The sequence below is a fragment of the Gordonia sp. NPDC003376 genome (assembly GCF_053589235.1).
In genome coordinates this window covers 70,079-83,826 of sequence record NZ_JBSFRM010000018.1, presented here as the reverse complement: position 1 = coordinate 83,826, position 13,748 = coordinate 70,079, and the positions used below count along the sequence as shown (strand labels likewise).

11 protein-coding genes are annotated in these 13,748 nt (G+C 70.5%); 7 read left to right on the top strand and 4 right to left on the bottom strand.

What is annotated here, in order from left to right:
- Nucleotides 1-202: 202 nt before the first annotated feature.
- The 3 genes from cobJ to cobG are packed head-to-tail and all read right to left on the bottom strand — an operon-like array spanning nucleotide 203 to nucleotide 3,618.
- A complete protein-coding gene (gene cobJ / locus ACWDUA_RS17730; protein ID WP_449752313.1) occupies nucleotides 203-1,774 on the bottom strand; it encodes a precorrin-3B C(17)-methyltransferase in 1,572 nt (523 codons plus the stop codon).
- A gap of 2 nt (nucleotides 1,775-1,776) precedes the next feature.
- A complete protein-coding gene (locus tag ACWDUA_RS17725) occupies nucleotides 1,777-2,400 on the bottom strand; it encodes a precorrin-8X methylmutase (protein WP_449752312.1) in 624 nt (207 codons plus the stop codon).
- Between the two features lie 54 nt (nucleotides 2,401-2,454).
- On the bottom strand, nucleotides 2,455-3,618 hold the full coding sequence (cobG, locus tag ACWDUA_RS17720) for a precorrin-3B synthase (RefSeq protein WP_449752311.1): 1,164 nt from the start codon (nucleotides 3,616-3,618) through the stop codon (nucleotides 2,455-2,457).
- 251 nt (nucleotides 3,619-3,869) lie between these two features.
- Between cobG and cobN the strand changes: the two genes are divergently transcribed.
- The 5 genes from cobN to ACWDUA_RS17695 all read left to right on the top strand — a co-directional run bounded on the left by cobN (nucleotide 3,870) and on the right by ACWDUA_RS17695 (nucleotide 12,250).
- A complete protein-coding gene (cobN, locus tag ACWDUA_RS17715) occupies nucleotides 3,870-7,502 on the top strand; it encodes a cobaltochelatase subunit CobN (RefSeq protein WP_449752310.1) in 3,633 nt (1,210 codons plus the stop codon).
- An 83-nt stretch (nucleotides 7,503-7,585) separates the two neighbouring features.
- Nucleotides 7,586-8,104, top strand: coding sequence for an FxsA family protein (locus ACWDUA_RS17710; protein WP_449752309.1), 519 nt, complete (start codon nucleotides 7,586-7,588; stop codon nucleotides 8,102-8,104).
- A 36-nt stretch (nucleotides 8,105-8,140) separates the two neighbouring features.
- A complete protein-coding gene (locus ACWDUA_RS17705) occupies nucleotides 8,141-9,766 on the top strand; it encodes an amidohydrolase (protein ID WP_449752308.1) in 1,626 nt (541 codons plus the stop codon).
- Nucleotides 9,767-9,870: 104 nt separating this feature from the next.
- A complete protein-coding gene (gene lnt, locus ACWDUA_RS17700) occupies nucleotides 9,871-11,460 on the top strand; it encodes an apolipoprotein N-acyltransferase (protein WP_449752345.1) in 1,590 nt (529 codons plus the stop codon).
- Nucleotides 11,447-12,250 carry a polyprenol monophosphomannose synthase gene (locus tag ACWDUA_RS17695; RefSeq protein WP_449752307.1) on the top strand — a complete coding sequence of 268 codons (804 nt, stop codon included), beginning with the start codon at nucleotides 11,447-11,449 and terminating at the stop codon, nucleotides 12,248-12,250. The genes lnt and ACWDUA_RS17695 overlap by 14 nt, the downstream gene beginning before the upstream one ends.
- Nucleotides 12,251-12,345: 95 nt before the next feature.
- Here ACWDUA_RS17695 and ACWDUA_RS17690 read toward each other — a convergent pair whose 3' ends face one another.
- Nucleotides 12,346-12,690, bottom strand: coding sequence for an RNA polymerase-binding protein RbpA (locus ACWDUA_RS17690; protein WP_449752306.1), 345 nt, complete (start codon nucleotides 12,688-12,690; stop codon nucleotides 12,346-12,348).
- A gap of 198 nt (nucleotides 12,691-12,888) precedes the next feature.
- Here ACWDUA_RS17690 and ACWDUA_RS17685 point away from each other — a divergent pair, with 198 nt between their 5' ends.
- Together ACWDUA_RS17685 and ACWDUA_RS17680 are read left to right on the top strand one after the other, a co-directional pair.
- On the top strand, nucleotides 12,889-13,200 hold the full coding sequence (locus tag ACWDUA_RS17685) for a hypothetical protein (protein WP_449752305.1): 312 nt from the start codon (nucleotides 12,889-12,891) through the stop codon (nucleotides 13,198-13,200).
- A 299-nt stretch (nucleotides 13,201-13,499) separates the two neighbouring features.
- Nucleotides 13,500-13,721, top strand: a complete 222-nt coding sequence (locus ACWDUA_RS17680) for a DUF3263 domain-containing protein (RefSeq protein WP_449752344.1) — start codon at nucleotides 13,500-13,502, stop codon at nucleotides 13,719-13,721.
- Nucleotides 13,722-13,748 lie beyond the last annotated feature (27 nt).

The following is a 13,748-nucleotide window of genomic DNA, read 5'->3' as shown; positions in this document are numbered from 1 at the left end:
GGGTGGTTGATGGTTGACTGCTCCCGCGAGCTGTCGACGGAGGCTCACGTCTCGATCATGAACGGGTGGTGGATCGTTGGTGGTTGAGCCGTCGAGGAGCGGAGCGACGAGACGTGTCGAAACCTCGGTCGGCCGGGCTCGTGCCGCGACCACCTCAGAAGTGTTCACGAACTCATCGCGCCGCGCCTGAACGCGAGGTCACTCAACCGGCGGGCGACTCCGTCGACCGGGCATACCCCGAGTGGCTGCGTGGGGTGAAGACCAGATCCCCGGCGGCGCGGTGCGCCACGCGGGTCGCCGACGACCCGATGATCACCAGCGTGCGCATGTCCACGACCGACGGGTCGAACTCGCCGACGGTGGTCACGGTGAGCGACTGCGTCGGACCGCCGACATCGCGTCCGAGAACCATCACGCGGTCGGCGTCGACGGTCTCGGTGAGGATGTCCTTGAGGGCGGGAACCTGCCAGGCGCGGCTTGCCGAACCCGGGTTGTAGATCGCGATCACCAGGTCCGCCGACAACGCATGACGGATCCGGTCGGCGATCACCTCCCACGGCTTGAGCCGATCCGACAACGACACCACGGCGAAGTCGTGCCCGAGTGGCGCACCGACTGCGGCTGCCACGGCATTCGCCGCGGTCATCCCCGGGACCACGCGCACCGGGACCTGCGCCCAGCGCGGTTCGGATGCCACCTCGGCGACGGCGGTCGCCATGGCGAACACACCCGGGTCACCAGACGACACCACCGCCACGCGTCCCCCGCGGGACGCGAGATCCAGTGCGAACTCGGCACGTTCGGCCTCGACCCGGTTGTCACTCGCGTGCACACGCTGTCCCGGGCGGGGCGTCACCCGCGCCAGGTACGTCGTGTACCCGATCAGGTCGGTGGCCGCATCGAGCTCACGGGTCACCTCGGGGGTCGTCCACTCCGCCGATCCCGGACCCAGTCCGACGACGACGACCTCGCCCGGCGAATCCGAATCGACCTCGCGCAGTGGATTGTTGGTGCGTCCGGGGACGACGATCATCGAGAAGTACGGCACGGCAGCGGGATCCACCTCGCGTGCGGGCGCCACCTTCTGAACGTCGGTGGAGGCCCGTTCGACGTACCACGCCTCGTCCAGCCGGCCCGCCTCGTCGAGGGCGTCACGCACCCGGGTGAACGTGCGACCGAGCTTCATCACCGCAAAAGCGTCTGCGCGACCGAAGAGTTCACGCATGCGGGCCTGGGGCAGGGTGCCGGGCACCACGGTGAGGGTCTCCTCGCCCTCGACCAGTGGCACCGCGATGGCCGCCGACGACGCACTCACCGACGTGACCCCGGGGATGATCTCGGCACGGAACTCGCCGGACAGTCGCTTGTGCATGTGCATGTAGGAACTGAAGAACAGCGGGTCGCCCTCGGCGAGTAACGCGACGTCGCGCCCGGCCCGCAGATGCTCCGCCAGCACCGCGGCGCTCTCGGCGTAGAAGTCCTCCAGCGCACCGGCATAACCACCGGGATGCTCGGTGGTCTCGGTGGTCACCGGATACATCAGGCGTTCTTCGATCTGCCCGTCCCGCAGGTACGGTTGCGCCACCGACCGTGCGATGCTCCGGCCGTGGCGGGCGCAGTGATAGGCCACGACGTGGGCGGCGTCGATCACCCGCGCGGCCTTCACCGTCACCAGTTCACTGTCGCCGGGACCGAGGCCCACTCCCCAGAGGGTGCCCGATCCGGGCGTACCGGGGTCGGTGACGTGCGAGTTGTCGGATACCGGGTCGGACACGCTCATTCCTCCGGGCTGGCGAGTGCGTTGACGGCGGCCGCGGTGATCGCCGATCCGCCGCGGCGGCCGGTCACGGTGATGAACTCGAGGTCGGTGCGCGCGGCCAGTTCGGCGCAGGACTCGGCGGCCCCGACGAATCCGACGGGAGCACCGACGATCGCGGCGGGCCGCGGTGCGCCGGCGTCGATCATCTCGAGCAGCGCGTAAAGGGCGGTCGGGGCGTTGCCGATCGCGACCACCGCGCCATCCATCTCCGATCGCCAGAGTTCCAGCGCGGCAGCGGTTCTGGTGGTTTCCAGGCGGGCGGCGAGCACCGGCACGCGCGGATCGTGGAGATGGCACAGGACATCGTTGTCGGCGGGCAGGCGCTGACGTGTCACACCGCTTGCGACCATCGTCGCGTCGCACAGGATCGGGGCGCCGCCGGTCAACGCCGCCCTCGCCGCCGACACCACGCCCGGCGTGGCCATCACGTCACGGGTCAGGTCGGTCTGTCCGCACGAGTGGATCATCCGGACGACCACTCCGGCCACATCCGGCGCGAACGCCGACAGATCGGATTCCTCGCGGATGATCGAGAATGATCGGCGATAGATCGCGGCGCCGTCCCGCAGGTACTCGCTCATGGTGACGACCAGCCTAGGCCACCGGCGGAAGCGGGCGTGCCGGTGCCCGATCGGCTACCGCTGCTCCCGGCGATAGCCGTCGGCGGTGGCCTCCACGCGGAGATGTGGACCGGGTGGGGTCCCGCAGCCGCGTGCACACCCCACCCAGTGCTCGCGGGCGGTGATCGGCTCCCCGGACGACACGTGCTGCAGTACATCGGCCCGCACCGGCGACAGGCCTTTGGCGCAGCCCGGCGATCCGGCGCAGCAACTGACCTGGGCCCACGGCGATGACGCATCGAAGATGAGTCCCATCGGGGCCAGCACCCGCACGACGGTCTCGGCCACACCCTCGGTCAGATCGCAGAGGAGGATCTCGCGGTCGGGGGTGACCACGATCGGTGCCTCGACGGCGGCCAGGAACTCGCCCAGCCGGGCGGGCAGCCGCCCCAGTTCCACCACGGCCCCGAGCAGGATCCGCTCATCGTCCTGGGCGAACCAACCGACGAGCGGGTCGGTCGGTGCCGTCGGAATGGCCTCGTCCACCGGCGCCGACAGCCGGCCGCGTGCCCGCGCGCCCAGTTCTGCCCGTGCCGCGGCATCCAGGTCACGGATCCGCCAGGCACGTCCGTCGCGCCCCACCTCGACCATGTCGGCGGCGACGGCGGTCAGCGCCGCCGGGATGTCGGCCACATCCGTCACCGACCCGACGACCTGGCCGTCGAGCACGATGTCGGCGGAGGCTTCCGGGCCCGGACGGTCCCGCAGCAGCGCAGCCGCATCGGGACCGCGGGACACGATGTCGCCGTGCCCGTCGTCGAGTCCGAACAGGAACCGGCCGGACAGGCCGGCGAGGGCGGTGTCGGCGCGGATCGCGGCGTCGAGCGCCGACGCGGTGGGCCGCAGGTCGCCGAGCCCGCCGATCCGCCCGGTCGTGGCGCTGACCTCGATGTTGCGGACCTTCTCGTGGCTGCTGCTCGGCACCAGATCGGCGTCGGTGAGCGCGTCGGCAACCGCGTCGACGTCGCCGATGCCGCGGATCTGGAGATTGGCGCGTCCGGTCAGTTCGATGAAGCCGTCACCGAACTCGGCGGCGACCCGGGCGACGGTCTGCATCTGACCGGGTCGGATCGTCCCGCCGAGCAGCCGAATCCGTGCGAGGGCACCGTCAGCGGCGGGGTGCGGATCGAACACCCCGGGGCACCGGTCGTGGGCTGGTCGTCGGTCCGGGTCGGTCACGTCCACCAGCGTAGGCCCGCGCGGGTGCGGGGTTCGCGCCGCCGTTCACCGATCGGGTCGGCCGGTGCGGTGGGGCACCCCCGGGCTGCACTAGGCTCGAATCCACCCAGCGTGCAGAAGCCGGTGCGAGTCCGGCGCGGTCGCGCCACTGTGTCGGTGTCCGGTGTGTCCGGATCGCCGAAGTCAGACCTGCGGGCTGGGTACACCGACCCCGTGACCGGGCGCGCCACCCCGGATGAGGAGTTCCGTTCATGATCCTGCTGTTGTCCACCTCCGACACCGACCTGATCACCGCGCATGCCGGTGACGCCGAGTTCGCCGTCGCCAACCCGGCGCGTCTGCTCGTCGACGACGTCGCCGGTCTGGTCTCGGCCGCCGACCTCACCGTCGTCCGCATCCTCGGTGGCCGGCGCGCATGGGAAGACGGCCTCGACGCGGTGCTCGCGGTGGGGCGGCCGGTGGTGGTGCTCTCCGGCGAACAGCAGCCCGACCCCGACCTGATGGCGCTGTCCACCGTCCCGGCCGGCGTCGCCGCGCAGGCACACAACTATCTCGCCGCCGGCGGCGTACCGAACCTGGTGAATCTGCACAACTTCCTGTCCGACACCGTCCTGCTCACCGGACTCGGCTTCGTGGAGCCGGTGCAGACCCCGGCGTGGGGTGTGCTCGAGCGCGTCGCCACCACCGCCGTCGCCGACGATGCACCGACCATCGCGGTGCTCTACTACCGGGCGCAGCACCTGGCCGGCAACACCCGCTACGTCGACGCCCTCTGCGGGGCGATCGAGGCCGCCGGCGCACGGGCGTTGCCGGTCTACTGCGCGTCCCTGCGCACCGCACCGGACGAGCTGATCGCGCTGCTGGGCACCGCCGACGCGCTGGTGGTGACGGTGCTCGCCGCGGGCGGAGCCACCCCGGCCACCGCGTCGGCCGGCGGCGACGACGAGGCGTGGAACATCGAACGTCTTGCCGCACTGGATATCCCGATCCTTCAGGGCCTGTGCCTGACCGGTCCGCGAGCCGACTGGGCGGCCAATGACGACGGGTTGTCGCCGCTGGATGTGGCCACCCAGGTCGCGGTGCCGGAGTTCGACGGTCGGATCATCACCGTCCCGTTCTCGTTCAAGGAGTTCGACGAGAACGGGCTGCCCTGGTACCAGCCCGACACCGAGCGCTGCGCCCGTGTGGCCGGCATCGCCGTCGCCCATGCCCGTCTGCGGCACACCGCTGCCGCCGACCGCCGGATCGCGATCATGCTGTCGGCATATCCCACCAAACATGCACGCATCGGCAATGCCGTCGGCCTCGACACCCCGCGTAGCCTGCTGCGGTTGCTGTCGGCCTTGCGCGCCGCGGGCTACGACCTCGGCGCCGAGTCCGGAGCGGATGCGATTCCCGGTCTGGCCGAAGACGATTCCGATGCCCTGATCCACACGATCATCGCCACCGGCGGCCAGGACCCGGACTGGCTGACCGAGGAGGCTCTGGCCGCCAACCCGATTCGGGTGTCGGCCGCCGACTACGCCGCCTGGTTCGCCACCCTGCCCGAGGGACTGCGCACCGGCGTGATCGAGCACTGGGGGCCGCCGCCGGGAGAGATGTTCGTCGACCGCTCGGTCAACCCCGACGGTGACATCGTCGTCGCCGCACTGCAATTCGGGAACATCGCGATCATGGTGCAGCCGCCGCGCGGGTTCGGTGAGAACCCGGTCGCGATCTACCACGACCCCGACCTCCCGCCGTCGCACCACTACCTGGCGTCCTACCGCTGGCTGGCCGGTCGCGGCGGTGCCGCCGACGTCCCGGGTTTCGGGGCCGACGCGGTGGTGCACGTGGGCAAGCACGGCAACCTGGAATGGCTGCCCGGCAAGACCCTCGGCATGTCCGCCGACTGCGGCACCGATGCCGCCCTGGGCGATCTGCCGCTGGTCTACCCGTTCCTGGTCAACGATCCCGGCGAGGGCACCCAGGCCAAGCGTCGGGCGCACGCGGTGCTCGTCGATCACCTGATCCCACCGATGGCGCGTGCCGAGTCCTACGGCGACATCGCCCGGCTCGAGCAGCTCCTCGACGAGCACGCCAACATCTCCACCCTCGACCCGGCCAAGCTGCCCGCGATCCGCCAGCAGATCTGGACCCTCCTGACCGCGGCCAAGATGGACCACGATCTCGGTCTCGCGGAGCGGCCCGATGAAGAGGTCTTCGACGACATGCTGCTGCACGTCGACGGCTGGCTGTGCGAGATCAAGGACGTCCAGATCCGTGACGGGCTGCATGTGCTGGGCGAGCCGCCGGTCGATGCCGCCGAGGTCGACCTCGTGCTCGCGATGCTGCGGGCCCGCCAACTGTGGGGCGGCACCAGCGCCCTGCCCGGATTGCGTGAGGCCCTGGGCCTGGTCGAGGGCAGCGGCGCGGCCGCCCGCACCGATGTCGACGACGTGGAGGAGATCGCCCGCGGGCTGGTCCAGGCGTGCGCCGACGGCGACTGGTCGGCGGACGCGGTGACCGCCGCGGCGGCCGGCCGGCCCGATGCCGTGGCCGCCATCCTGCGGTTCGCGGCCACCGAGGTGGTGCCACGGCTGCGGCAGACCGCCGGCGAGATCCCGCGGGTGCTGCACGCCCTGGAGGGCGGGTTCATTCCGGCGGGACCGTCCGGCTCGCCGTTACGCGGGCTGATCAACGTGCTGCCCACCGGTCGCAACTTCTACTCGGTCGATCCCAAGGCCGTCCCCTCACGGCTGGCCTGGGAGACCGGTCGGGCGATGGCCGACTCGCTGCTCGAGCGCTACCTCACCGATCACGGCGAGTATCCGGCTTCGGTGGGCCTGTCGGTGTGGGGGACCTCGGCCATGCGCACCTCCGGCGACGACATCGCCGAGGTATTCGCGCTGCTCGGTGTCATGCCGATCTGGGACGAGGCATCGCGCCGCGTGAGCTCCCTGGAACTCATCGACCTCGCCGAGCTCGGCCGTCCCCGGATCGACGTCACCGTCCGCATCTCCGGGTTCTTCCGCGATGCCTTCCCGCACGTGGTGACGATGCTCGACGATGCGGTCGCCCTCGCGGCGGGTGCCGACGAACCCGACACGGAGAACTTCGTCGCCGCCCACGCCCGGGCGGCGCTCGCCGAGCACGGTGACGAACGTCGCGCCACCACGCGGATCTTCGGCTCGAAGCCCGGCACCTACGGCGCCGGCCTGCTGCAGCTGATCGACTCCCGCGACTGGCGCACCGACGAGGACCTCGCGCGGGTCTACACCGAGTGGGGCGGCTACGCCTACGGCCGTGACCTCGGCGGGGTCGCCGCGGTCGACGACATGCGCGCGGCCTATCGGCGGATCGCGGTGGCGGCCAAGAACACCGACACGCGCGAGCACGACATCGCCGATTCCGACGACTACTTCCAGTACCACGGCGGCATGGTGGCCACCGTCCGGGCGCTCACCGGCCACTCGCCGGAGGCCTACATCGGCGACTCCACCCGCCCCGACGCGGTGCGCACCCGCACGCTGACCGAGGAGACCAGCCGCGTGTTCCGGGCGCGGGTGGTCAACCCGCGGTGGATCTCCGCGATGCAGCGGCACGGTTACAAGGGTGCCTTCGAGATGGCCGCGACCGTCGACTACCTGTTCGGCTACGACGCCACCACCGACGTGGTCGCCGACTGGATGTACGAGAAGCTCACCGAGGCGTATGTGCTCGACGCGGACAACCGTGAGTTCATGACGCAGTCCAATCCGTGGGCGCTGCACGGCATCGCCGAGCGGCTGCTCGAGGCCGTCGAACGCGGCATGTGGCACGAGCCGCCGGCACAGCTGCTCGACGATCTGCGTGCGGTGTATCTGCAGACCGAGGGTGACATCGAGGGTCGCGACGAGGACTGAGTGGTGACGCGAACGGGGTGCCGGGAGAAAAACCGGCATCCCGTTCGTTGTGCCCACAACACACCCCTCGGGAAGGCACGATCATGCGTCTGGCAGCTGTACTCCTCTATCTCGCCATCGAGATCGGCGCATTCGTGGCGATGACGATGACCCTCGGCTTCGCCTGGGCGGTCCTGATCAGCATCGCCGCGGCGGTCGCCGGATTCGCCATGCTGCGCTGGCAGGGCGCCAAGGTGTTCGGGAGCCTGCGCCGGGCCGCCCGCAACGAGGTCGACCCCACCGCTCCGCTCGCCGACACCGCACTGGTCGCCGGGGCGTCGTTCCTGCTGATCGTGCCGGGCGTGGTCTCCACGGCGCTGGGCATGATCGCCCTCACCCCACCGGTGCGTCACCTGCTCCGGCCCGCGGTCGCCGCCTTCGGTGCGCGTCGTGTGGTGGTCGCGATGGACCGCGCGGGGATCTACGCCACCGGGTTCGCCCGCGGGACGGTGATCGACGGCACCGTCGTCGACGACCCCACCGTGATCGACGGTGACGTGATGAGCACCACCGGGCCGGGAACGGGTCTGTCCGGAGACCGGGAACTGCCGCGGGGTCGCTGACAGATCACATCCTCGATCAGGGCACACTGGACGACCGTGACTACCGAACTCCTCCTGGGCGGTCTGGTGTATTCGTCGAGCGTCCCGGACGCCACCGCGTTGGCCGTCACCGACGGCATCGTCACCTGGGTGGGCACCGACTCCGTCGGCCGCGCGCTGCATCCCGACGCCCAGGTCACCGACCTCGCCGGACGGTTCGTGGCGCCGGCCTTCGTGGACTCCCACGTCCACCTGACCTCCACCGGTCTGGCCCTGTGCGGGCTGACCCTCAACGAGGCCGACGGCCGCGCCGACGTGCTCGCACGGCTGGCCGCCGCGGTCGCCGTCACCGCCCCGGACGAACTGCTCTGGGGACTCGGCTGGGATTCGTCCACCTGGGACGGCGCCGACGCCGACGACCGACGTGCGCCGACCACCGCCGAGATCGACGCGGTCGTCGGTGACCGGCCGGTGTACCTGGCCCGTGTCGACGAGCACTCGGCTCTCGCCTCGACCGGCCTGCGGCGTCTGGTGCCCGACCTCACCACCGCCGAGGGATACGAACCCGAACTCCCGCTGATCGCCGCTGCCCACCATCTGGTGCGTGGCGCCGCGCAGCGCCTCATCACGCCGGCGATGCGTACGCGGATGCAGCGCACCGCCCTCGATGCCGCCGCCGCGGCCGGCATCGTGATGGTCCACGAGAACGGTGGACCCGACATCACCGGACTCGACGACTTCGTCGCCCTGGCCACCCTCGACCATCCGGTGGGTGTGCGCCGCCTGTGGGGCCAGGCCGCACGCAGCCCGGAACACGCCACTGAGCTGATCGGCGCCACCGGGGCGCACGCCCTGGCCGGAGACCTGTTCATCGACGGCGCGATCGGCTCGCACACCGCCTGGCTGAGCGAGCCGTACACCGATGCGCCGGGGGAGTGCGGGATCACCCACATCGACCCCGACACCGTCCGCGCGCACATCCACGCCTGCACCGTCGCCGGGATCCAGGCCGGCTTCCACGTGATCGGCGACGCCGCGGTGAAGACCGCCGTCGCCGCATTCGACGCCGTCGCCGAGCAACTCGGTACGCCCGCGGTGGCCCGGTGTGCGCACCGTCTCGAGCATGCCGAGATGGTCGATGCCGCCGACGCCGCGGTCCTCGCGCGCTGCGGCGTGATCGCCGGGCAGCAGCCGTTGTTCGACGCCGAATGGGGCGGGGCCGACAAGCTCTACGCCCGTCGCCTCGGCGTCGAGCGTGCCGCCACACTCAACGATTTCGCGATGCTCGCCAAGACCGGCGTGGCGCTGTCGTTCTCCTCGGACTCCCCGGTGACACCGATGAGCCCGTGGGCCACCGTGCGGGCCGCGGTGCACCATCACCGCCCGGAGAGCGCCCTCTCGGCGCGTGGCGCCTTCTCCGCGTGCACTCGGGGCGGCTGGCGGGCCGGCGGCGTCCACGACGGCCTGACCGGCACCCTCGAGCCCGGCGCCCCGGCGCACTATGCCGTGTGGGAGGTCGACGACCTCGTGGTCGCCGGCTCGCACGCCCGGGTGCAGCGGTGGTCCACCGACCCGCGGTCGCGGGTGCCCGCACTGCCCGACGTCAGCCCCGGTGCCCGGCTACCCCGGTGTGTGCGGACCGTCCGTGACGGACAGGACATCTTCGTGGGTACCGATCGGTGAGCCACCCGTCGACGCACGGGTGGACCGGCCTGCGTCTGCCCACCCTCCAGCCGCGCGCGGCGTTGCTGGTGCGCACCGTGGCCGCCGCCGCGGCCGGTGCGGCGATGTGGACGTCGTTCCCGCCGCGGGACTGGTGGTACATGGCGGTGCTGTCGCTCGGCGTGCTCTACGCACTGCTGGGCCAGGGGCGTCCGCGTGTGCGGACCGGTGCATGGATCGGCTTCGTCTACGGGCTCGGTTTCTTCATCCCGCTGTTGCCGTGGATCGGCGTGTACGTCGGCCCGCTGCCGTGGCTGGCGCTCGCCGCCGCACTGGCCGGCTGTCTCGCGGTGTTCGGTGCCTGTGCCACGATCGCCCTGCGACTGCCGTTCCCGCCGGTGTGGTTCGCCGCCGTCTGGGTGCTGGTCGAGGCGGTGCGGTCGGCGTTCCCGTTCGGCGGCTTCCCCTGGGGTCGCACCGCGTTCAGCCAGGTCGACGGTCCGCTGCTGCCCCTCGCGTCGGTCCTGGGCACCGCGGGGGTGAGCGGCGCGGTCGCGCTGTTCGGTGCGTGCCTGGCCTGGGTGGTGCAGTTGTTGCTCTTCCGGCACGCCGCCCCGGGTGCACCGACCCACGGATCGCTGGTCCGTCCAGGTGTGGTGGCGGTGGTCCTCGCCCTGCTCGGGCCGATCGCGGCCATCGGGTTGACCCCCGACACCCTCGACCGCAACGTCTCCGGCACATCCGCGCAGGTCGCCGCCGTGCAGGGCAATGTGCCGCGCCTGGGTCTGGACTTCAACGCGCAGCGTCGGGCGGTGCTCGACAACCACGTGCGCAGCACCTTCGGACTGGCCGACGCGATCGACTCGCACGCCGCCGCGCGCCCGTCGTTCGTGGCCTGGCCGGAGAACGCCTCCGATATCGACCCGCTCGCCAATCCGGATGCCGCCGCCGAGATCACCGAGGCGTCGGTGGCGGTCGGCGCACCCATCCTGGTGGGCACGCTGGTCCGGGATGCCGACGGCCGACCCACCAACACCGTCCTCGTGTGGGATGGCGAGAAGGGCCCGGTGGGGCGCTACGACAAGCACATCATCCAGCCGTTCGGCGAGTATCTGCCGTGGCGTCCGTTCTTCCGGTTGTTCTCGTCGTATGCCGACATGGCGGGCAACTTCCGGCCGGGCACCGGGTCGTCGGTGTTGCAGGTACCCACCGATTCGGGCACGATCCCCGTCGGGGTGGCGACCTGCTGGGAGGTGGCCTTCGACCGGGCCGCACAGACCGCCGTCGACCAGGGCGCCCAGATTCTCTACGTCCCCACCAACAACGCCACCTTCGGCCGCACCGACATGACCTATCAGCAACTCGCGATGTCACGATTCCGTGCCGTCGAGCACGGCCGGGCGGTTATCGTTGCCGCCACGAGCGGGGTCAGCGCGCTGGTCGAACCGGACGGAACGGTCACCGCGCAATCGGGGATCTTCACCGCCGCGGTGCTCTCGGCCCGGATGCCACTGCGCGGTGAGACCACCATCGCGACCCTGCTGGGGGCATGGCCGGAGCGCGTGATCGCGGGGGCTGCACTGGTGGCGCTTTTGTTTGCGATGGCAACGCGTACTAGGTTCTCTCAGAGGTTCACGACCGGGCGGCGCCGGAAGACCAGCCCAACCGGAGCAGTACAACACAAGTCAGAGGAGTTCGCCGGTGACGAACAGTGAGGGATCGCCCGCGACCGGAATCGGTGTCCAGCCGGTGGTCGCGGCCGACGGCGCGGGGGCGCTGGTCGTCATTCCCACCTACAACGAGCGGGACAATCTTCCGCTGATCGTCGGACGCCTTCAGGCCGCCCTGCCGGGCATCCACGTCCTGGTGGTGGACGATTCCAGCCCGGACGGCACCGGTGACGTGGCCGACGAGCTCGCCGGCGCCGACGATCTCGACCGCCTCCACACCATGCACCGTGTCGAGAAGGACGGCCTGGGTAAGGCCTATCTCGCCGGGTTCGCGTGGGGACTCGCCCGTGATTACCGGGTCGTCATCGAGATGGACGCCGACGGCAGCCACGCGCCCGAACAGCTGTCGGGTCTGCTCGACGCGATCAACGGCGGCGCCGACCTGGCGATCGGCTCGCGCTATGTGCCGGGGGGCAAGCTGGTCAACTGGCCGCGCCGCCGCGAGATCCTCTCCCGTGGCGCCAACACCTACGCGCGGCTCGCGCTGGGCGCCGGGATCCACGACATCACCGCCGGGTACCGGGCGTACCGCCGCGAGGTGCTCGAGAAGATCGACCTCGGCTCCGTGGAGTCGGCCGGATACTGCTTCCAGATCGACCTGGCGTGGCGTACGGTGCAGGCCGGTTTCACCGTCCGGGAGGTGCCGATCACCTTCACCGAACGAGAGATCGGCGTGTCCAAGATGAGCGGCGGGGTCATGTCCGAGGCATTCCTGAACGTGGCGCGATGGGGACTGGCGAGCCGTCTCGCCCAGCTGGGCATCCGACGCGGCTGAGCCGACACACCCGAGGACACGGACACAGACGGCACGGCCGGAGAGATGAAACCCTCTCCGGCCGTGTCGTCTGTGGTGCCCCGTGGGGCGATCGATCAGTTGCCCACGCCGCGTCGACGCTGCTTGAGCAGATCGAGACGCTCGTTGAGCAGCACCTCGAGCTCTTCCTCGCTGCGACGCTCGAGGAGCATGTCCCAGTGCGTGCGCGGCGGCTTGACCTTCTTCTCCTCGGTGACGGCACCCTCGAGGATGGTGCCCTCCATACCGTTCTTGCACGGCCACTTCGACGGCACCTCGGCGTCGTCGGCGAAGGGGACGTCGAAGATCTCACCGTTGTCGGTGCGGTACTGAACGATTCGTCGGGGCGCGAGATCGTGATCACGATCGGTCTCGTAGCTCACCGCACCGAGGCGGCTACCCCGAAGTACTCGATCTGCCATGCTGCGTTCCTTCCGGGTTCTCGTCGCTGAACAGGCCCATTCTACCCGCTGGCCGGGCCGGACCCGTCCGGGTGGACGAGTGGACGATCCGGGCGGGTCGGACCCGTGGGCGCGACCGGCCGCACGGTACCGTCTGTTGTCGTGGAGACGACCCGAACCCGGCAGCGCCCTTACGCCTGTGCGTGGTGCGGGTCGACGATGGTCGATTCCGAGATGGGTCGTCGTCGCAAGTACTGCAAACGGTCCTGCCGGCAACGCGCCTATGAACAGAGAGCGCAATTGACCGGGTCAACTATTCCCGGAGCGTCCGGATCCGGCATCGTCATCCCGCCGGATGCGGTGATCCTGACCGCCGCCGACGTGGCGGATTTCGGTGACCGGATGTTCGCCCTGCGATGTGCCGCAGAGGATCTCGCGACCGCGGTGGACGAGGACGCGGACACCGCGACCCTGGCCGGACTCGCTGCGGAACTGCTCGCCCGGGCGCGCGAGGCCGAGCGGCTCCGGTGATCCGGACGATGCGATCGACACGGCCGCAGCGACACGCGTGATCCTCGCCACGAACACCGGTCGGCAGGGTTAACCTCGAGGCTGACGAAATGTCTGTCCTCGGTCACCCTCACGGTGTACAAAGGACGTCACTCGAGCACCGAACCCCGACCGTTCCCGGAGAGTCTCGCGGGGCACGACGAGGTGATCGCGCAACGGAGTTCACCGACATCCACACATGGCTTGGGGGCCACATGAGCGCACACAACAGCACCGCATTCACCACCGCCACGATCACCGACGACTCGGTCGGTGGCGGCATCGACACCACGCAGCAGAAGATGCTGGACTTCGAGACCAATTGGTACTCCCTCGGCGGCGGTTCGTCGTCGGAGATCACCGAACAGTTCGGCCTGACCGACCGCGACTTCTTCACCGAGGTCGACCGCCTGGTCGACACCTCTCCGCCGGCATCGCTGAGCAGCGCCGAGCTGCGTCGCATGCGGCGCGTGATCCGTCATCGGCTGTGGATGGCCGGCTGAGCACACCCGGGCCCCGGCGGGTAGCGT